The sequence below is a fragment of the Pseudomonas sp. 13159349 genome, from assembly GCF_013305685.1.
In the GTDB taxonomy this organism is placed as follows: domain Bacteria; phylum Pseudomonadota; class Gammaproteobacteria; order Pseudomonadales; family Pseudomonadaceae; genus Aquipseudomonas; species Aquipseudomonas asiatica.
Genome location: NZ_CP045553.1, coordinates 351359 through 370580 on the forward strand (window position 1 = coordinate 351359; position 19222 = coordinate 370580).

Annotated in this window: 16 protein-coding genes and 1 tRNA gene; 5 read left to right on the plus strand and 12 right to left on the minus strand. The window is 62.8% G+C overall.

The window, feature by feature from the left end; all coding sequences use genetic code 11:
• Positions 1–106: 106 nt before the first annotated feature.
• On the plus strand, positions 107–1213 hold the full coding sequence (gene aguA, locus GEV38_RS01590; RefSeq protein ID WP_054573395.1) for an agmatine deiminase: 1107 nt from the start codon (positions 107–109) through the stop codon (positions 1211–1213).
• 186 nt (positions 1214–1399) lie between these two features.
• Complete coding sequence (locus GEV38_RS27520) at positions 1400–1597, plus strand: hypothetical protein (RefSeq protein ID WP_080563721.1); 198 nt, start codon at positions 1400–1402, stop codon at positions 1595–1597.
• A gap of 132 nt (positions 1598–1729) precedes the next feature.
• On the opposite strand, the gene GEV38_RS01595 is transcribed toward GEV38_RS27520, so the two are convergent.
• Entirely contained in the window at positions 1730–3808 is a 2079-nt protein-coding gene (locus tag GEV38_RS01595; RefSeq protein ID WP_054573662.1) for a TonB-dependent siderophore receptor, read from the minus strand.
• Positions 3809–4310: 502 nt separating this feature from the next.
• Between GEV38_RS01595 and GEV38_RS01600 the strand changes: the two genes are divergently transcribed.
• Complete coding sequence (locus GEV38_RS01600; protein ID WP_015268619.1) at positions 4311–5630, plus strand: OprD family porin; 1320 nt, start codon at positions 4311–4313, stop codon at positions 5628–5630.
• Positions 5631–5747: 117 nt separating this feature from the next.
• Here the strand turns inward: GEV38_RS01600 and GEV38_RS01605 are convergent, their stop codons facing one another.
• The 3 genes from GEV38_RS01605 to GEV38_RS01615 all read right to left on the minus strand — a co-directional run bounded on the left by GEV38_RS01605 (position 5748) and on the right by GEV38_RS01615 (position 9744).
• Complete coding sequence (locus GEV38_RS01605) at positions 5748–7415, minus strand: FMN-binding glutamate synthase family protein (protein ID WP_054573663.1); 1668 nt, start codon at positions 7413–7415, stop codon at positions 5748–5750.
• Positions 7416–7655: 240 nt separating this feature from the next.
• Positions 7656–9023: an ATP-binding protein gene (locus tag GEV38_RS01610; protein WP_054573712.1), complete on the minus strand. Its 1368-nt coding sequence runs from the start codon at positions 9021–9023 to the stop codon at positions 7656–7658.
• Position 9024: 1 nt separating this feature from the next.
• The gene (locus GEV38_RS01615) at positions 9025–9744 is read right to left on the minus strand and encodes a response regulator (protein ID WP_054573664.1); all 720 of its coding nucleotides are present in this window, start codon (positions 9742–9744) and stop codon (positions 9025–9027) included.
• Positions 9745–9884: 140 nt separating this feature from the next.
• On the opposite strand from GEV38_RS01615, the gene GEV38_RS01620 reads away from it, so the two are divergent.
• Entirely contained in the window at positions 9885–12182 is a 2298-nt protein-coding gene (locus tag GEV38_RS01620; RefSeq protein ID WP_054573665.1) for a TonB-dependent siderophore receptor, read from the plus strand.
• Positions 12183–12463: 281 nt separating this feature from the next.
• Here the strand turns inward: GEV38_RS01620 and GEV38_RS01625 are convergent, their stop codons facing one another.
• From GEV38_RS01625 to GEV38_RS01635, 3 genes are all read right to left on the minus strand, one after another.
• Complete coding sequence (locus GEV38_RS01625; RefSeq protein WP_015268624.1) at positions 12464–12670, minus strand: DUF3079 domain-containing protein; 207 nt, start codon at positions 12668–12670, stop codon at positions 12464–12466.
• Between the two features lie 152 nt (positions 12671–12822).
• Positions 12823–12898 (minus strand) — tRNA-Thr (locus GEV38_RS01630).
• 98 nt (positions 12899–12996) lie between these two features.
• Positions 12997–13245, minus strand: coding sequence for a hypothetical protein (locus GEV38_RS01635; protein WP_015268625.1), 249 nt, complete (start codon positions 13243–13245; stop codon positions 12997–12999).
• 562 nt (positions 13246–13807) lie between these two features.
• Here GEV38_RS01635 and GEV38_RS01640 point away from each other — a divergent pair.
• Positions 13808–14083, plus strand: a complete 276-nt coding sequence (locus GEV38_RS01640; protein WP_015268626.1) for a DUF3077 domain-containing protein — start codon at positions 13808–13810, stop codon at positions 14081–14083.
• 351 nt (positions 14084–14434) lie between these two features.
• On the opposite strand, the gene GEV38_RS01645 is transcribed toward GEV38_RS01640, so the two are convergent.
• The 5 genes from GEV38_RS01645 to GEV38_RS01665 form a co-directional block, all read right to left on the minus strand.
• Positions 14435–15640, minus strand: coding sequence for a methyltransferase (locus GEV38_RS01645; protein WP_054573666.1), 1206 nt, complete (start codon positions 15638–15640; stop codon positions 14435–14437).
• Positions 15641–15768: 128 nt separating this feature from the next.
• The gene (locus GEV38_RS01650) at positions 15769–16458 is read right to left on the minus strand and encodes an ABC transporter permease (RefSeq protein WP_015268628.1); all 690 of its coding nucleotides are present in this window, start codon (positions 16456–16458) and stop codon (positions 15769–15771) included.
• Entirely contained in the window at positions 16458–17150 is a 693-nt protein-coding gene (locus tag GEV38_RS01655; protein ID WP_013970485.1) for an ABC transporter permease, read from the minus strand. The genes GEV38_RS01650 and GEV38_RS01655 overlap by 1 nt, the downstream gene beginning before the upstream one ends.
• 54 nt (positions 17151–17204) lie before the next feature.
• On the minus strand, positions 17205–17960 hold the full coding sequence (locus GEV38_RS01660) for an ABC transporter substrate-binding protein (RefSeq protein WP_015268630.1): 756 nt from the start codon (positions 17958–17960) through the stop codon (positions 17205–17207).
• A gap of 11 nt (positions 17961–17971) precedes the next feature.
• Positions 17972–18745, minus strand: a complete 774-nt coding sequence (locus tag GEV38_RS01665; protein ID WP_003257472.1) for an ABC transporter ATP-binding protein — start codon at positions 18743–18745, stop codon at positions 17972–17974.
• Positions 18746–19222 lie beyond the last annotated feature (477 nt).

The following is a 19222-nucleotide window of genomic DNA, read 5'->3' on the forward strand; positions in this document are numbered from 1 at the left end:
GCTCATGATTTTCCCGATTATCGGGCTTCAAATATCGATATATATCGGTTATAAATTGACAAACGCCCCAGCACAGTCCGGCTCAGGGCCATCACAGAGGTCAATCATGAAAACCCTCAACTCCACTCCCCGTGCCGATGGTTTCCACATGCCCGCCGAGTGGGCCCCGCAAACCCAGGTGTGGATGGTCTGGCCGGAGCGCCCGGACAACTGGCGCCTGGGCGGCAAGCCGGCGCAGGCTGCCCATGTGACCCTGGCCAAGGCCATTGCCCGCTTCGAGCCGGTAACCGTCGCGGTTTCCGCTGGCCAGTACGAGAATGCCCGCCGCCAGCTCGACCAGCCGAACATTCGCGTGGTCGAGATCAGCAATGACGATGCCTGGGTGCGTGACACCGGTCCGACCTTCGTCATCAACGACCAGGGTGAAGTGCGTGGTGTGGACTGGGGCTTCAATGCCTGGGGCGGCTTCGACGGCGGCCTGTACGCACCGTGGAACCGTGACGAGGAGCTGGCGGCCAAGGTCCTGGAAATGGAGCGCTGCCAGCGCTACCACACCGAAGGCTTCGTGCTCGAGGGCGGCTCGATCCACGTGGACGGCGAAGGCACGGTGATTACTACCGAAGAATGCCTGCTCAATCGCAACCGCAACCCGCACCTGAACCGCGAGCAGATCGAAGCGGTGCTGCGCGATCATCTGGCGGTGGACACCGTGGTCTGGTTGCCGGATGGCCTGTACAACGACGAGACCGATGGCCATGTCGACAACTTCTGCTGTTACGTGCGCCCGGGCGAAGTGTTACTGGCCTGGACCGATGATTCCAACGACCCCAACTATGCACGCTGCCATGCCGCCATGGAGGTGCTGAAGAACACCCGCGATGCCAAGGGCCGCGAGTTCATCGTGCACAAAATGCCGATCCCGGGCCCGCTGTTCGCTACTGCCGAAGAGTGCGCCGGGGTCGATCAGGTGGCAGGCAGCCAGGAGCGTGACCCATCGGTGCGCCTGGCCGGCTCGTACGTGAACTTCCTGATCGTCAACGGCGGCATCATTGCGCCTAGCTTCGACGACCCGGCAGATGCCGAGGCCAGAGCGATCCTGGCGAAGATTTTCCCCGACCACGAGGTGGTGATGATCCCTGGTCGTGAGCTGCTGTTGGGCGGTGGCAACATCCACTGCCTGACACAGCAGCAGCCGGCGCCGTTCAAGCGTTGAGCGCACGGTGAATGAAGAGGCCCGTCACATGACGGGCTTTTTTGTTTCCAGGGGCCGTCCGCAGGCCTGTACTGGCATATGTTTTGTATTGTTTTTCAGACAGATAGCTCGGCCATGCTGAGCTCTCGAATCTGTAACAATCCTTACGTAGATTAGCCGCTCACGGGCCAGGGAGTACGTGTAGAAATGAATGCAGCAAGTGAGTCGGCTTTGCGCCCATCGGCAGTGAATCACCAATCGCTCAGACTTGTGGCGAAGTGGTTGAAACACCATGGAAGCATCAGGGTCAGGACGACCGACCCACGACGTCTGCTTGCCGGACGATACCCCCAAGGGCTGATCAGCGAAGCAGAAATGCAGGCGCTGATGGCGGTGTGGCACTGATCGATTGCTTCAACCTGTGCTGGCCCCTTCGCGGCTAAAGCCGCTCCCACAGGTACCCCACTGGGCTCGATGCATGTGGGGTAGCTGTGGGAGCGGCTTTAGCCGCGAAGGGGCCGGCACAGGCATTAAAGATCAGAAGCTGTAGCTGCCAGTCACCACCAGGCTGCGCGGGTCACCCACCTGGATCTGCGCCGCACTGGTCGCCGAGCTGTAGTAGGTCTTGTCGGCAATGTTGCTCAGCGCCGCCCGCACATCCCAGTCATGCGTGCGGTACCCCGCCAGTGCATCCCAGCGGCCATACCCCGGCAGCACCGTGGTGTTCTGGTTGTCCGCATAACGCTCGCCTACCAACGTCAGGCCGGTTTCGGCGTACCAGCCCAGTTCCGGTTTCCAGGTCACGAACAGGCTGCCGTTGCGCTTGGCCACGTCATTGATGCGGTTGCCTTCCTGGCCGTTGTTGTCCTTGACGATGGTCGCGTCCTGCAGGCCGATGCCACCGCGCACGTACCAGTTGCCAACGATGTTGCCGGTGGCGGTCAGCTCGATACCGCGCGAACGCTGCATGCCGCTGAGCAAGATGTTTTCCGGGACAAGCGGGTCGCGGGTGCGGCGGTTGTACAGCTCCAGCTCGTAGATGGCCAGGGTGGTGGTCAGGCGCTGGTCGAGCCAGTCGCTCTTCACGCCGATTTCCTTCTGACGGGTTTCTTCCGGCTTGGCGTCGTTACCGTTGCCTTTTGCGCCTGGGGTGATGCCGATCAGCCCGCCGCCAACCGGCGAGAAGGTCTTGCTCCACGAGGCGTAGAACGAATGGTCGCGCCACGGTGTATAGACCACACCCAAGCGTGGGCTGGTGCTGTTGCTGTCCTGTGTTTCGCGCACGCCATCCTTGTTGGTGGTCTGCACGTCGAACTGGTCGAAGCGTACACCGGCAAGAACCTGCCACTGATCGTTCAGGCGGATCTGGTCTTGCAGATAAAGGCCGCGGCTATCGACCACGGTATGGTTGTCACTAAACAACGTCATTGGGCCATTGAGCTGCTGGTTGCGGCCGGGCTTGCCCAGGCCCTGGAGTTTCTGGTCGACCGCTTTGTACAGCACCGGGTCGCGCTTCTGGTTGCCGAACTCCAGGCCCAGCAACAGCTTGTGCTCCAGGCCCAAGGTGTCGAAGTCGCCCTCGGCCTCCAGGGTGTTGAACAGGTTTCTGGTGTTCAGGTCCTGCTGCCAGCGCTGGCGGGTCAAGGTGTCGGTGCTGGCGTCGTAGCCCGTGACGTAGGTGTTGTCGAACTCACTGTCGAGCTTGAACAGGCCAAGGGTATGGCGCAACTGCCAGGTTTCGTTCAGCTGATAGTTCAGGCGCGAGCGCAGCGACTGGGCGCGGTCGTCGATATAGTCGCGCTGTGTGTCGCCATAAGTGGTGCTGCGGCCGACATCGGCCGGGCGGCCGTTGACCCCGGGGATGCCTCGGTCCGGGGTGCGGTTGTAGCGGCTGTATTCGTATTGCACCAGCCAGTTCAGGTCGGGGGTGACCTGCCAGCTGATCGACGGGGCGAACAGCTGGCGGTTGCCGTCGATGCCGTCGCGGAAGCTGTTGTTGTCCTGGTTGCCCATGTTCAGGCGCAGGCTGACGGTGTCGCTGGGGTCGGCACTGAGGTCGGCATACAGGCTGCGCAGGTCTTCGCTGCCGGCCTGCGCCTCGATGCTCGAACGGCGGCCGTGCTCCGGCGCCTTGCTCACCCGGTTGACGATACCGCCCTGGCTGCCACGGCCATAAAGCACCGCTGCCGGCCCCTTGAGCACTTCGACCCGCTCGATGTTATGCAGGTCGCGGATGTACTGGCTGTCGTCGCGAATGCCGTCCAGGTAGAAGTCGTTGCTGGCTTCGAAGCCGCGGATGCGCACGCTGTCGAAGCGGGTGTCGGCACCGCTGCTGACGTTGGGGATGCCTTCCAGCGCCTTGCCCAGGGTGTTGCTGCCGTAATCCAGCACGTTGACGGTCTTTACCGTGTCGATGGCCTGCGGCACATAGCGTACCGGCGTCGAGGTGCGGGTCGCGGTGCTTACCTCCTTGACTCGCGGGTTGTCCTCTTCGCGCTCACTGTCGGCGGTTACCGACAGTTCCGGCAGGGTGGTGGTGGCGGCACTGGCCAGGCTGGCGCCGAACAGCAGCGACAGGCCAAGCGTCAGGGGTGAAAGACGGCAGGGTACAAGCATGGGCACATCCGGATCGAGCAGGTGAAAAAGAGATGCGGATGGTAATGCTTGTTATTTGCTATTGCTTGAGTATTTGTAAAGGCTTGTCATTACATCTGTGTCAGTTTGTTACGGTCTCCACCGCGCCGCGTTTCCCTGTAGGAGCAGCCTTGTGCTGCGAAAGCCCTCGCAGGAAATTGTCCATTCGATCAAAAGGCTATTTCTCACACGAGATAAATTGTCCGCTGATAGCGCAAACCTGCATGGAAATGCACCAGGCAAGCGCGCAATTTTGGTTATATCAACCTGCATTTCACGATTTTTTGACATTTGTAATCGCACACGGCTAGGATTCGGCCAACGCCTGCTGGCCATGATCTTGGCCATGCTGCTGCCAGAGGCCGCCGTGTGATTACCGGCAGGCCTTCCAGTCTGGATCCGCATAGCGTCGAACCTACGAAGGGGCGTTGGTTCCTGGCGTCATATTGCAGAGCGTTTTTGATTAAGAAATAAGGAAAACAACATGTTGAAAACCAGGATCAGCCTGGTCGCCCTGGCGATGATCGCCGCGACCCAGGCACAGGCCAATGATCAGGCCGACAGCAAAGGCTTCATCGAGGACAGCCACGCCAACGTCCTGCTGCGTAACGCCTACATCAATCGTGACAAGAAGCACGGCACCGACGACCAGATCGAATGGGGCCAGGGCGTCATCGCCAACTTCTCCTCCGGCTTCACCCAGGGCACCGTCGGTGTCGGCGTCGATGCATTCGGCCTGTACGCCGTGCGTCTGGATGGCGGCAAGGGCCACAACGGTGGCGCCGGTGTCGACTTCTTCAAGCCTTCGGACTTCAAGGACGAGAACGGCAACGCCAACTCGCCGCACAACCTGGCCCGTGGTGGCGCTGCAGTGAAGTTCCGCATCTCCAATACCGTGCTCAAGTACGGTGACCAGATGCCGGCACTGCCAGTGCTGCAGTACGACGACGCCCGTCTGCTGCCAGAAAGCTTCACCGGTACCCTGATCACCTCCAAAGAGATCCAGGGCCTGGAACTGAACGCCGGCCGCTTCACCCAGGAAGCGCGCAAGAGCGCCGAGCGCCGTGACGGTGGTGGCCTGAAGTCGATCAACGTCCTCGGTGGTAGCTACAAGTTCACCGACAACTTCACCGCTTCGCTGTACACCGCCGACAACGAAGACGTGATGAAGAAGCACTACCTGGGCCTGAACTACGTCTTCCCGATTGCCAACGACCAGTCCCTGACCCTGGACTTCAACGGCTACAAGTCGGACATCGACAACAAGTTCGTCAAGAGCGCCAAACTCAACGGCGACTCCAACACCATCTGGAGCCTGGCAGCGACCTACGCGTTCGGTGCGCACTCGTTCACCATCGCCCACCAGCGCAGCACCGGCAGCACCGGCTACAACTACGGCTGGTACCAGAACGAGGGTGGCGTGGGTGACGGTGGTTCGACCATCTACCTGGCCAACTCGTACTGGTCCGACTTCAACGCCGAAGACGAGCGCTCCTGGCAGCTGGGCTACGGCCTGGACTTCGGTGCCTACGGCATTCCGGGCCTGACCTACAAGCTGGCCTACGTGGTGGGTGACAACATCAACACCCGCAACGTCGACAACCCGCAGGGCTTCGGTGAAGGTAAAGAGCGCGAGATCTTCAACCAGATCCGTTACGTGGTGCAGGATGGCCCGGCCAAGGACCTGTCGATCAAGCTGCGTAGCTCGTTCGTGCGGACCAACAACGCCGTGCAGCAGAACGGTTACAACGACGACGGCAACGAAGTCCGCGTATTCGTCGAGTACCCGATCAGCATCTTCTGATCCTGATCTGATGGCCTAGGGGCTGCTTTGCAGCCCATCGCGACACAAGGCCGCTCCCACACGATTCTGTAGGAGCGGCCTTGTGTCGCGAAAGGGCCGCAAAGCGGCCCCCGGCTTTCAAGCCGTCTCCACCACTTCCCTGCGCCGCACACCAACAACCTTCACCTCTCCCTCCCCAGTCTCCGGCGCAAAGCTGTCACTACGCGCCATCCGCCACATCCGCGCATAAAACTCGCTTTCAATCGAGCCACTGAGCAATTCGCCCGGCTTGAGGAACGTGTGCAGGTCCGAGAACAGCCCGATTTCGCTAGGGCTGATACGCCGCGCCAGGTGCTTGGGCTTGAGTTCCGAAGGGTGCTCCAGGCCCGCGGCAGCCAACATTTCGGCCAACGTATGCAGCGTGTTGCGGTGGAAGCTGGCCACCCGCTCGGCCTTGTCCGGCACCACCAGGGCGCGCTGGCGCAGCGGGTCTTGCGTGGCCACGCCGGTCGGGCATTTGTTGGTATGGCAGCTCTGCGACTGGATGCAGCCAATGGCGAACATGAAGCCGCGCGCGGAGTTGACCCAGTCCGCCCCGATGGCCAGCACGCTGGCGATGTCGAAGGCGCTGACGATCTTGCCCGCCGCGCCAATGCGGATGCCGGCGCGCAGGTTCAGGCCGACCAGGGTGTTGTGCACGAACATCAGGCCCTCGCGCATCGGCACGCCCATGTTGTCGCTGAACTCGCGCGGCGCCGCACCGGTGCCGCCCTCCTTGCCATCGACGACGATGAAGTCTGGAGTGATGCCAGTGGCCAGCATGGCCTTGGCAATGCCCATGAACTCCCAAGGGTGGCCCAGGCAGAATTTGAACCCCACCGGCTTGCCGCCCGACAGCTCGCGCAGGCTGGCCACGAACTGCAGCAACTCGACTGGCGTGCGGAAGGCACTGTGCGCCGCTGGCGAGATGCAATCTTCGCCCACGCGCACGCCACGGGTTGCGGCAATTTCGGGGCTGACCTTGTGCCCCGGCAGGATGCCGCCGTGGCCCGGCTTGGCGCCCTGGCTGAGCTTGATCTCGATCATCTTCACCTGTGGCGAGCGCGCCTGCTCGGCGAATCGCTGCGGGTCGAAGCGGCCGTCCTCGGTGCGGCAGCCGAAGTAGCCACTGCCGATTTCCCAGATCAGGTCACCGCCATGTTCGCGGTGATATGGGCTGATGCTGCCTTCGCCGGTGTCATGGGCAAAACGGCCCATGCGTGCACCGCGGTTCAGGGCAGCGATGGCGTTGGCGCTGAGGGCGCCGAAGCTCATGGCCGAGATGTTGAAGATAGATGCCGAATAGGGCAGGCGGCATTGCGGCCCGCCAATGGCGATGCGGAACGATGCCGGGTCTGGCGTGGCCACTGGCAGCATGGAATGGCTGATGAACTCGAAGCCGGGCTTGTAGGCATCGTTGAGGGTGCCGAAGGCCTTCTCGGCGCTTTCGTTCTTGGCCCGGGCGTAGACCAGCGAACGCTGCGAGCGGGAGAACGGCAGCTTGTCGTCGTCGCCCTCGATCAGGTACTGGCGGATTTCCGGGCGGATGGTTTCGATCAGGTAGCGGATGTTGCCCAGGATCGGGTAGTTGCGGCGCACGGCGTGGTGGCTTTGCCGCAGGTCGTTTAGGCCGACCAGGCTGAGCAGCGCGGTGATCAGTGTCAACGGCCACAGCCAGGCATGCTGGGGTAGCAGCGGCAGGCTGGCGAAGGTGAACAGCAGGCAGAGGGCGAGGCAGGCGTAGCGGCTGGGTAGAGAGTGTTTCATGGGTCCATCGCAGGCAGGATGACCGGGCATAGGATAGGCAAAGGCGGGGAGGGGAAAACCTGGGTAATCGGTAAAAGACTGTTACCTGATTGTGGTTGTGTTGCCTGTGCTGGCCTCATCGCCGGCAAGCCTGCTCCCACCTCGACCGCACCGATTTCAAGCCATGCGCAGTTCCGGTGGGAGCTGGCTTGCCGGCGATGAGGCCAGCACAGGCGGCACAGTTCCTCCTCCACAAAAGTGTTAGCGAGGCAGCAACACGCTAACCCGCAACCCACCCCCCTCGCGGTTCGCCAGCAGCAACTCGCCCCCATGGCTGGCAGCAATCCGCTGGGCGATGCTCAACCCCAGCCCATACCCCCCGGACGCCTGATTGCGCGACCCGTCACCGCGCACGAACGGGTCGATGATGGTCGCCAGCAGGCCCGGCGCAATCCCCGGGCCGCGGTCATCGATATGGATGAACACCCCCGTGGTCGCCTGCTCCAGCGTGACCGAAACCTCCTTGGCATAACGCAACGCATTGACCAGCAGGTTCTGCAGGCAGCGCTGCAGCAGCAGGGCATCGGCCTGCAGGCTGCCCGCCTGGCCATGCACCGGCAGTGGCTCTTCGGCAGTGGCCAGCTCCGCGCACTGGCGCACCACCAGCCGGTCCAGGTCTACCTGTTGCAAGTTCTGCTGCTCCCCCGCGCGCAGGTAATCGAGCACCTGGCCGATCATGTTGTCCATCTGCGCGATGTTCTGCCGCAGGCGTTGCCGGTTTTCGTCGTCCGGCAAGCGCTCCAGGCGCAGGCGCATGCGCGTCAGCGGGGTGCGCAGGTCGTGGGACACGGCGGCCAGAAAGTAGGCCTTGTCGTTGACCATCGCGATCAGCCGCTGCTGCATGGCGTTGAAGGCTTGGGCCGCCTGGCGCACTTCCTCCGGGCCATCCAGCGCCAAGGGCGGCTGCTCGAGGTTGCTACCCAGGCCGCGCGCGGCATCGGCCAGGCGCCGAAGCGGGCGCAGGCACAGGCGCACGGCTATCAGGCACACCAGCAATACCGCGACGATGCGCAGCGCGTACACCCGCAACAGGTAATCGCTGATCAGCACCCAGGCCGACTCGCCGCTCCAGCCTTGCAGTTCCTGGCCCTCGATGGTCAGCCAGTGCCCATCGGCCAACGGCACCGCAAACTGCAGATGCGCCTGGGCCGTGCGCAGGCCGAACAGGCTGCGCCAGACGATCGGCTGGCCCTGTTCGTCGGTCAACTGCACCTTCATCAGGCGCACGTCCTGGGCATGCCCCAACTCGTACTCGAGGGCCTGGTGCAGCAACAGCTCGACACGCCTGCGCCCGCGGCGCTCGTCCTGCACCGGCGTGGGCAGGGCTTCGCTGCACCGCAGTTGGTAATGCGCTGGCGCCTGCAGTGCACCGGCACGGCAGTCGGCCTGGGCGATCAACGGAGCGCTGCGTGCGGCAATCAGCCGGACAGGGGCCTCGAGAACCTGGGCAAAACGCACATCGAACCAGATGCTGCTGGACATCAACTGGATCAGCACGGTGCCGCTGACCATTATCAGCAGCAACTGGCCGAACAACGTGCGTGGCCACAGCCGGCGCAGCCAGCGCATGTCAGGCATCGGCCCCGTTGGCGGCGATGCTCAGCAAATAGCCTTCGTTGCGGATGGTGAGAATTTGCGCGGCACCCGCCGGCGCGTGGCGCAGGTGCTGGCGCAGGCGGCTGACGCACATGTCCACCGAACGGTCGTCGGGCAGGTGGTCGCGGCCGAACGCACTGCGCGTCAGCTGGTCGCGGGACACCACGCGGTTGTTGGCTTCCAGCAGCTCGCGCAGTACGCGGTAGTCGGAGCGGGGCAGGGTCAGGGTCTCGCCATCGGGGCGGGTGAGCAGGCGTTTCACGTGTTCCAGGCGGAAGCCGGCGAACAGCTGGGCATCTTCTACCGGCTCTTCGGCGGGCGCATCCAGGCGTTGCGGACGACGCAGCACGGCCTTGATCCGGGCGATCAGCTCGCGTGGCTCGAAGGGCTTGGCCAGGTAGTCATCGGCACCCACCTCCAGACCGATGATGCGGTCCAGCGTGCTGCCCTTGGCCGACAGCATGATCACCGCCAGCCCCGGCGTGGCTTGCAGCTGGCGGCACAGGCTCAGGCCGTCTTCGCCCGGCAGCATCAGGTCCAGCACCACCAGCTCAACCTTGTGCCGGGCCAGTTGCTCGCGCATCTGCTCGCCGTCAGCCGCTGCCAGAACGTTATAGCCGGCATCTGTCAGGTAATCACAAAGAAGTTCGCGGATCTCGTCGTCATCGTCGACAACAAGCAAAGTTGTGCTCATGCAGAAAAACACCTGTTCGGTGAGGGCCGGTGGCGCTCGTTACGTTCGATTACATCCCCGTACAAGCCGGGTCTGGAGCCCGGGGGGCCGATCCCTAGAATCCTAACAAAAAATCATCTGCAAATACGAAGCCTTCCCAAATGAACTCCGAGAGCACCTCGAACACCTTCCCCTCCATCAGCCGAGGCGGCACACGCCTTAAACCGCTGGCCCTGTTCATTGCCGTGGCCGTCAGCGGTGGCGCGATGGCTGCCGACAGCAAGCCCCTGGAACTGGAGGCCACGCAGATCGAAGACAGCGCCCTGCTGCCTGCCGACGAAGCTGGTCAGCTGGGTTACACCGTCGAAAGCACCCGCAGCTCCACCGGCCTGGCCCTGACGCCGCGCCAGACGCCGCAGTCGGTCACCACCATTACCCGCCAGCAAATGGATGACCGCGACATCCACACCATCGAGGAAGCGCTGGAAACCACCCCAGGCGTGACCGCGAGCAAGTCCGAAGTGGGCGGGCGTACCGACTACCGTGCCCGTGGTTACTCGATCAGCAACTGGAAGGTCGATGGCCTGCAGTTCCAGGGCGGGTCCGATTTCAGTGGCGGCGGCAACGCACTGAACATGGACCTGTACGAGCGCATCGACATCGTGCGCGGCGCCAACGGCCTGCTGGGCGGTACCGGCGACCCGTCGGCCACCGTCAACCTGATCCGCAAGGCACCGACCAGGACGTTCGGCGGTAGTGCCTATGCCACCTACGGCAGCTGGGACAAGCGCCGCCTGGGCGCCGACCTCAACCTGCCGCTGTCCGAAGACGGCCGCCTGCGTTCGCGCTTCGTGATGACCCAGCAGGACGCCAACTCATTCCGCGACAACCAGTCCGAGCGCTCCCGCGCCGCGCTGGCCAACTTCGAGTTCGACCTGGACGACGCCACCACCCTTGGTGCCGGCTACCAGTACGAGTACAACAAGATTGTTGGCGGTGGCTGGGGTGCGAACATCCCGATCTGGTACAGCGATGGCAGCAAGACCGACCTGCCGCGCAGCACCAACGTGGTACCCAGCTGGAGCTTTGGCGAGTACACCACCCGCACCGCGTTCGGCTCGCTGGAGCACCGCTTCGACAACGACTGGACGCTGGACCTGAAAGCCGCCCAGAGCACCGCCGAAACCCTCAACCACCGCGGCCTGGCCAAGGTCAACTCGGCGGGCCGTGGCAGCTACGGCGGCTACTGGGACCAGGATGGCAGCGGCGCCGTGCTCAACGGCCTGCACAGCTCCACCGACACCACCCAGCAGTCGGCGCAGATCGACCTGTCCGGCCCGTTCCAGCTGTTCGGCCGTACCCACCAGGCGATGGTTGGCTACAACGACAGCCGCACCGTGGCCTGGTCGCCGGAATACACCTGCACCATGGTTGGCGACGGCATGGCCAGTGCGCCTGCGCTGGGTTGCCAGTTCCGCGCCAACAACGGCTTCCCGCTGACCGACTGGCGCAATGGCGTGGATGACGACTACAACATCATCGCCTCGCGCACCGGCCGCCACAGCAAGACCACCACCCGCCTGCAGGGCATGTACGCGGCAACCCGCCTGAGCATCACCGACCCACTGTCGGTCATCCTCGGCGTGCGCACCAGCAACTACTCGGCCACCACCCGCAGCGTGGCTGGCGCACGTACCAGCCAGGAAGAGAACGGCATCGTCACCCCGTACCTGGGCGCCGTGTACGACCTCAACGACAACTACTCGCTGTATGCCAGCTACACCGACATCTTCACCCCGCAAACCGCTGAAACCAGCAGCGGCAGCAAGGTCGAGCCGATTCGCGGGCAAAGCTACGAGACGGGTATCAAGGGAGAGTGGTTCGATGGCCGCCTGAACGCCTCGGCGGCGTACTTCCGCACCAAGCAGGAAAACAAGGCAGTGCTCGACGGCGACCTGACCACGCCCACCGGTGGCGACGCCTACAAAGCCGGCTCCGGCCAGGAAACCGACGGTATCGACCTGGAAATCGCCGGCGCCCTGACCCCCAGCTGGAACGTGTACGCCGGCTACACCTACCTGCACTTCCGCCGCGTCGACAGCGACGGCCGCAGCGACCCATCGCACCTGTTCAAGGCCTCGACCACCTACCGCCTTTCCGGCCCTCTCGACCGCCTGACCCTGGGCGCCGGGGTTACTGCGCAGAGCAACATCCGCGCAATCTCCAGCCCGGCAGGCCAGCCGAGCAATGGTGTGAGCACCGGTGCCACTGACGTGAATTGGTCCGGTTATGCCATCTGGAATGCCATGGCCAAGTACCAGCTGACCGACGACACCAGCGTCAGCCTTAACGCCAACAACCTGTTCGACAAGCACTACTACACCCGCTACGGGTTCTATGCCGGGGCAATTTATGGTGACCCACGCAACCTGTCGCTGACGGTCAGCACAGCGTTCTGATCAACCGCACCTGGGGCTGCTGCGCAGCCCATCGCCGGCAAGCCGGGCTCCCACATATACAGCGCATATCTTGAATCCGGCGCGCCCCGTTGGTAGCAACTGCCGTGCTCAATTTCTAACAGGTGGCGCGATCCCTGTGGGAGCGGGCGCGCCCGCGAACACGGGCGAAGCCCGTGCCATCCACCGCAGCACCTCATTCGCTGGGCCGCATCGGCCTCAAGGCATGCGCTGTACCTGTAGGAGCCCGGCTTGCCGGCTATGGGCCGCAAAGCTGCCCTGTTTCACCTAGGGCCAGTCTCTTGCTGGCGATCAACCGGCTTCTCCAGCCGGTCCTCGAAACTGTCCCAGTCCTCGCCAAACAGTTCCGCTGGGTGCATGGTCCGACTCGCCCCATTGCCACAGGCCAATGACTTGGCCGGGCAGTACAGGTCGCAGCCCCAGCAGATGCGCTCCGGGTGGCTGGGGGTTTTGGGGAATTTCTTGGCCATGGTTTCCTTCCCTCAAGGGCTGACTGATCTCAGGCTAAGCTGCGTGCCGGCGTCAGGCTTGATTGAGATCAATCTTGGAGGAAGGGATCATGCAGAGCGTGCTGGAAACAAAAAAGGCCCACCTTTCGGTGAGCCTTTTTTGATACTGCGTATGGTGCCGGCACCAGGAATCGAACCCGGGACCTACTGATTACAAGTCAGTTGCTCTACCATCTGAGCTATACCGGCAATGGGGCGTCATTATAACGATCGGTTGGCGCCTGTAAACCACTTCGTTGCGAATGTTCGCAAATGACCTAAGTCACCGACCTGAAAGAAGAATTTTCCTACCAGCCGCGATGGATGGTGGTGACGCTCGGCTCGGTTTTGCCCGGGTTGAAGAACAGCTTGTCATTGTCGCAGCCGCGCTTGCGGCAGGGGCTTTCGGTGCGCAGGGGCAGGCCGTTGTCGCCGCCCAGCTGCATGCCGGGGTGGTTCCAGCCCAGGCTGCTGGTGGGGTGGGGAGCGGTGCCGCTGGCGCAGCCGGTCAGGGCCAGGGCGAGGGTCAGCAGGGCGAGGGGCTTGGCTTGGGTCACGATGGTCGGGTCCGTTAGTCCATTGTCGGTTCTGGCGCAACACCAGAAGGTCGCGGGGCTGGCGGGTAGCGCGCGACGTCACTTTTTAATCATTTGGGGGCGGATGATACACCGTTGCGGCGGTCGGGCATTAGCTTTGTGTTGCTTGTGATGGCCTATTCGCGGGCTTGCCCGCTCCCACAGGATCTCCACAAGCCTTGAAACTGTGTAGTACTTGTGGGAACGGGCGCGCCCGCGAATAGGCCATCAGCTGTACGAAGATTCTGAACTTTAGGGCTAACAGCTTCAGGGGTTGGTGGCTTCGGAACTATCCTACGCGCGCCGCCGAAGTATCGCTGTTGTCGGGGAAATGGCTCACGGATACCGTTTTCGGGTCGCTCTGGCGACCGGGTGTGAGAACCCTGATCGAATAAGCGCTACCCATTTATGGTGGCCGTACGCGGGCAGACTTCGGTCTGGCCGGGCTTCCTTATTCGACCGGTTTCTCACCCCGCGTACGGCTGCCACCCAAATCCGTGAGAAAGATTTCTGGCAGTCCCCTCCCCGAGTAAGGATTTATGCCATGAAGAAAACCATCATCGAACCCATCACCACCGCAGGCGTGGAAACCTTCCTCGCAGCCGGCAACCCATCCCTCAATCTGCTACGCGTCGAGCCTGGCGTCCCCGTCGATGCTGCCTATGAGCATGTCTCGATCCTGATGGGCTACATCAAGCATCTGGTGCGCGAGGGGGATATGGAGGATGACCATAAATTCCTGGGCGCCGCCGATTATCTGTGCGACATGGCCAAGGCGCTGATGAACGATATCGAGATTGCCAAGAACAAGGTGCATTGAAAGTCGTAGGAGCGGGTACCGCATCGCATGGCACGGGCTTCGCCCGTGTTCGCGGGCACGCCCGCTCCCACAGGAATCGCGTAAACCTGCAGATTTCTGAGCAAGAAAAAGAACCCACAAAGGCCGTGCAAACAATGCTTGCGCCAACCACAAGAAATGTTTATGCACAAGTGGCATCGGCGACTTGCGCGAAAGGCATGCCGGATCGATACACCGCCGGTCTTTGCGCAAACGCCTGTTTTTACTGGCCTTGACGCGCAAGCCGGAATAAGCCAAACGCTTGAAATAGCGCTTGGATCCAACAGGTAATCACAAGCTTGTTCACAGAGTTATCCACAGGTTGTGCTGCGGCTAACGGTCGCGTTCGGCAAGGATTAGCAGGTTGCGCGGGGTGAGTGGGTAGTCGCAGAACAAGCCAAGGCGCACGTTGTAGCCTTGTTCTTCGAGGAACAGGGCCCGATCGAGTACCAGCCACAGCTCCAGCGGCCGGCGGAACAGGTTGCGCACGCGCTCCAGGTTGCGGACCTCGGCCAGGCGTTGCCAGCCGGCGGCTTCCAGGGCAGCCCAGTCCGGGTTGCCAGTCAGCTGCAATTGCTTGAGTTCGGCCAGGTCGCGGCAGTACTGCTCGAAGGGCTTCTCCAGCCAGGCCACGGGTAGCGACGGTGTCGGCAGGTACTCGTCGGTCTGGCGCTGCTGGCGTTGCAGCAGGTCGAAGCCCAGGCGCCGGGCCATCGAGGTGTCGCGCTGGCGCCGCACACGGGCGCCGGCGGTAACGGTTTCGCTCAGGGGCAGGCCCAGGTCGTCCAGTGACAGCCGCAGGCCGGAGGCTTGGGCGGCTGTGGATAACGCCTGGTATTGCTGCGCCGCGATGCGGTTGTAGCAGCAGGGCGCCACGGCCAGTTGTCGGCAACCTTGCTGGCTGGCCAGTTGCATCAGGCGCACATGCAGGTCGCCACAGGCGTGCAGGGCAACCACGCTTTTGTCGCCAGCCAGGTGGCGGGCGCTGTCGTTGGCCATCACATCCTGGTGCACATGCTGCGCCGGCAAGTGGTGGTGCGCGCTCAGGGCCTGGCCGGCGGCGACCAGTTCGGCGTCGTATTCCAGGCAGGTCAGTTGTTGGCCGGGTTGCAGCAGGCGGCGGCCCAGGTGGCCTTTGCCGGAGCACCAGTCCAGCCAGTGACGGGGCTGTTCGCGGAAGGCCAGGTGGCTGGCGAACGCTTCGATCTGCTGCCATTTGCGGCCGGGGACGGCTACGTCGAGGCGGTGCGCGGCGGGGGGCAGGTCGGTTTCCGGGAGGTTGCCGAGTGCCGAAAGCTGTCGGGCTTGCTGGGCCAGTTGCGGGAATGGGGCGGGCAACGGGGCAGCGGTGGTGTCGGTTTCGGCGTCTGCTAGGGAGCATTGGCGCAGGTGGGCGGCAAGCTCGGGGTGGGCGGTTTCCCAAGCCAGCTTCAGGCTGGTGAAGGGGCGGGGTTTCCACAGCTGCTGGTGCTCGATCAGGAACTGGTCGAGGGCCTGGAAGCGGGTGCTTAGGTGGGGGCTGTGGAGGTGGTTGGGCATGGCAAGGATGTGTGGTGGTTTTGAGGGCCTCTTCGCGGGCACGCCCGCTCCCACAGGTATAGCGCCACATTCAAGGTAGGCGCTACACCTGTGGGAGCGGGCGTGCCCGCGAAGCAGTCAGTGAGGTCTCAGCGGCCCTGGCACGCATCCACGCGCAACCAGCGCTCCAGCAGCTTGAAGCCCTGCACCAGCACGAACGAGATCACCAGGTAGAACACCCCGGCGGCAAAGAAGATCTCTACCGGCAAGTAGGTGCGGGCGATGATGGTACGGGCCATGCCGGTCAGTTCCAGCAGGGTCACGGTACTGGCCAGGGCGCTGGCCTTGAGCATCAGGATCACTTCGTTGCTGTACGCCGGCAGGCCGATGCGCGCGGCGCGTGGCAGCATGATGTAGAACAGCGTCTTGCCCCGCGACATGCCCAGCGCCCGCGCCGCCTCGATCTCACCCTTGGGGATCGACTGCAGCGCTCCGCGCAGGATCTCGGCGATGTAGGCAGCAGTGTGCAGGGTCATGGTCAGCACGGTGCACCAGAACGGGTCGCGCAGGTACGGCCACAGCGAACTCGAACGCACCGCGTCGAACTGCGCCAGGCCGTAGTAGACCAGGAACAGCTGCACCAGCAGCGGCGTGCCACGGAAGAAGAAGATGTAGCTGAACGGCACCGCGCGCACATACCAATGGCGCGAGGAGCGGGCGATGCCCAGCGGGATGGCCAGGATCAACCCGGCAACCACCGCGATGGCTACCAGCTCCAGGGTCAGGGTCGCACCCTGGGCCAGGCGTGGCAGCCATTTGATGATGACTTCCCAATTCATTATTCGGCCCTCGCAAAGCCGCGAGCGGCGCGTTTTTCCATGAAGTGCATGCCGGTCATGGCAATGATGGTCAGGCTCAGGTAGATGCAGGCCGCGACCATGTAGAAGGTGAACGGCTCTTTGGTCACGGTCACGCCGATTTGTGCGTGGCGCATGATTTCTTCCAGGCCGATTACCGACACCAGGGCGGTGTCCTTCATCAGGATCATGAACAGGTTGCCAAGGCCGGGCAGGGCGATGCGCCACATCTGCGGCAGGATGATCCGCGACAGGATGCGGCCCTTGGACAGGCCAAGCGCCAGGCCGGCTTCACGGTGGCCCTTGGGGATCGCCAGGATGGCGCCACGGAACACTTCGGTGGCATAGGCGCCGAAGCACAGGCCCAGGGCGATCACGCCCGCAGCGAACGCGCTGAGCTCCAGGCCCGGCATGTTCAGGGCTTCACCGAGGGCGTTCATCAAGCCGACGGTGCCGAAATAGATAAGCAGTACCCACAGCAGTTCGGGCACGCCGCGAACCAGGGTCGAATAGAAGCCACCAAGCCATTGCAGCGGCTTGATCGCGGAAGTCTTGGCCAGGGCGCCGAGCAGGCCCAGGACCAGGCCCAGCAGCAAGGCGCAAAGCGCCAGTTTTACGGTCATCAGGGTGCCGGCCATCATGGCCGGACCGAATCCGTGCAGGTCGATATTCATGGGCAGGTCATTCTAGGGACTGGCGCGCCGCAAGGGCGCGCCGGTCGGGGCGGATCATTCGATGCTGAACGGGAAGTACTTGTCGTTGATCTTCTTGTACGTGCCGTCGGCCTTGATTTCTGCCAGGGCCTTGTTCAGGTCGTCGCGCAGCTTGGTGTCACCCTTGCGCACGGCAATGCCGATCTTGTCGCTGTCCATCACTGGCTCGCCCTTGAACTCGAAGTTCGAGCCGTCTTTGCTCTTCAGCCACTCGTACTGCACGTACTTGTCGGCCAGGATGCCGTCGATGCGGCCGGAAACCAGGTCGAGGTAGGCGTTTTCCTGGGTGTCGTACAGTTTGATCTCTACGTCGTTACCGTAGTTGTCTTCCAGCCAGGTGCCAGCCAGGGTGGCGCGCTGGGTACCGATCACCTTGCCCTTGAGCGAGGCCTTGTCAGTCTTGAAGTCGACGTTTTTCGGCGCGATGAACTGCAGCTTGTTGGAGTAGTACGGCTCGGTGAAGTCCACGGCCTGTTTGCGCTCGTCGGTGATCGACAGCGACGACACCAGGAAGTCGAACTTCTTGGCGTTCAGGGCCGGGATGATGCCGTCCCAGTCGGAGGTGACGACCGAGCACTCGACTTTCATCTTGGCGCACAGGGCGTCGCCGATGTCTTTGTCGAAGCCGACCACGTTACCGCTGGCATCCTTGTTGTTGAACGGTGGGTAGGCGGCTTCGATACCCATGCGCAGTTTTTCTGCGGCCAGGGCGTTGGCCGACATTACCAGCGTGGCAGCAGCTGCCAGGAGGAACTTCTTGTAAGTGTGCATGTATTGCTCCGTTAGCGGTGGCTGGACATGAATTGCTTGCAACGCGCCGAGGTCGGGTTCTCGAAGACCTGCTGCGGCGATCCCTGCTCTTCGACCAGGCCCTGGTGCAGGAAGACGACTTCACTGGACACATGGCGGGCAAAGCTCATCTCGTGCGTCACCAGCAGCATGGTACGGCCTTCTTCGGCCAATGCGCGGATAACGTTTAGCACTTCCTGGACCATTTCCGGATCGAGCGCCGAAGTTGGCTCGTCGAACAGGATGACCTTGGGCTTCATGGCCAGGGTACGGGCAATGGCGGCGCGCTGTTGCTGGCCACCGGAAAGCTGGGCGGGGTAGCTGTGGCGCTTGTCGTAGATGCCGACCTTGTTCAGCAGGGCTTCGGCGGCTTCGATGGCCTCGGCCTTGCTCTGGCCGAGCACGCGGCGTGGCGCCTCGATGATGTTGTCGAGGATCGACATGTGCGGCCACAGGTTGAAGTTCTGGAAGACGAAACCGATCTCGCTGCGCAGGCGGTTGATCTGGCGGTTGTCGGCGGCGACCAGGTCGCCGTTCTTGGCGGCCTTGAGCTTGAGGGCTTCACCGGCAACCAGGATTTCGCCCTGGTGCGGGTTTTCGAGCAGGTTGATGCAGCGCAGCAGGGTGGATTTGCCGGAGCCGGACGACCCCAGGATGGAGATCACGTCACCGTCGCGTGCGGTCAGCGAAATGCCCTTGAGAATTTCCTGCTCGCCGTAGCGTTTGTGCAGATTGCGGATTTCCAGCGCGGGCGTGGCCTGAGCCATGTGCGGTCCTCATGTGTACGGGTGCGTTCCCAGCTGTTGGCGGCCTTCCTGGCGTGCGCCACGCTAGCATAGCGGCATTATCACGGCCAACAGGGTCGCTGGGGACTCGGGGCGCTGGTGGGGCAGTTTGTCGCATCGTTGCAGCGCAACGTCGCGCGGATGTCCGCGAAGGTGTCGCCCAGCACCAGAGCCTTGATGAAAAAAGGCGCGATGGTGCCAGCTTTGGCCCGCTCATGGAAGCGGTTTTAGACCTTTCGCGGGCACGCCCGCTCCCACAGGTTCTTTAAAAGGCTCAAATGGTTGCACCTGACTTGTGGGAGCGGGCATGCCCGCGAACGGGGGCGGCCAGGTCTTTAGGTTGTACCTCTAGGTTGCACTTTTTTGCATTGCAGCGGTGCACAGGTGTTACCGGGGAGCACCTTTGGTGCGTTTGTAAGTGGGTATTTCAGTAATCCGATGATTTGGTGGTCTTTCGGT

What these genes read in the sequence shown, in the direction of transcription:
- GEV38_RS27520 (WP_080563721.1), top strand. Translation starts at nt 1,400, where the DNA reads ATGAATGCAGCAAGTGAGTCGGCTTTGCGCCCATCGGCAGTGAATCAC.
- aguA (WP_054573395.1), top strand. Translation starts at nt 107, where the DNA reads ATGAAAACCCTCAACTCCACTCCCCGTGCCGATGGTTTCCACATGCCC.
- GEV38_RS01625 (WP_015268624.1), bottom strand. Translation starts at nt 12,670, where the DNA reads ATGGCCAAGAAATTCCCCAAAACCCCCAGCCACCCGGAGCGCATCTGC.
- GEV38_RS01660 (WP_015268630.1), bottom strand. Translation starts at nt 17,960, where the DNA reads ATGCACACTTACAAGAAGTTCCTCCTGGCAGCTGCTGCCACGCTGGTA.
- GEV38_RS01640 (WP_015268626.1), top strand. Translation starts at nt 13,808, where the DNA reads ATGAAGAAAACCATCATCGAACCCATCACCACCGCAGGCGTGGAAACC.
- GEV38_RS01655 (WP_013970485.1), bottom strand. Translation starts at nt 17,150, where the DNA reads ATGAATATCGACCTGCACGGATTCGGTCCGGCCATGATGGCCGGCACC.
- GEV38_RS01595 (WP_054573662.1), bottom strand. Translation starts at nt 3,808, where the DNA reads ATGCTTGTACCCTGCCGTCTTTCACCCCTGACGCTTGGCCTGTCGCTG.
- GEV38_RS01610 (WP_054573712.1), bottom strand. Translation starts at nt 9,023, where the DNA reads ATGCGCTGGCTGCGCCGGCTGTGGCCACGCACGTTGTTCGGCCAGTTG.
- GEV38_RS01620 (WP_054573665.1), top strand. Translation starts at nt 9,885, where the DNA reads ATGAACTCCGAGAGCACCTCGAACACCTTCCCCTCCATCAGCCGAGGC.
- GEV38_RS01650 (WP_015268628.1), bottom strand. Translation starts at nt 16,458, where the DNA reads ATGAATTGGGAAGTCATCATCAAATGGCTGCCACGCCTGGCCCAGGGT.
- GEV38_RS01605 (WP_054573663.1), bottom strand. Translation starts at nt 7,415, where the DNA reads ATGAAACACTCTCTACCCAGCCGCTACGCCTGCCTCGCCCTCTGCCTG.
- GEV38_RS01645 (WP_054573666.1), bottom strand. Translation starts at nt 15,640, where the DNA reads ATGCCCAACCACCTCCACAGCCCCCACCTAAGCACCCGCTTCCAGGCC.
- GEV38_RS01615 (WP_054573664.1), bottom strand. Translation starts at nt 9,744, where the DNA reads ATGAGCACAACTTTGCTTGTTGTCGACGATGACGACGAGATCCGCGAA.
- GEV38_RS01665 (WP_003257472.1), bottom strand. Translation starts at nt 18,745, where the DNA reads ATGGCTCAGGCCACGCCCGCGCTGGAAATCCGCAATCTGCACAAACGC.
- GEV38_RS01600 (WP_015268619.1), top strand. Translation starts at nt 4,311, where the DNA reads ATGTTGAAAACCAGGATCAGCCTGGTCGCCCTGGCGATGATCGCCGCG.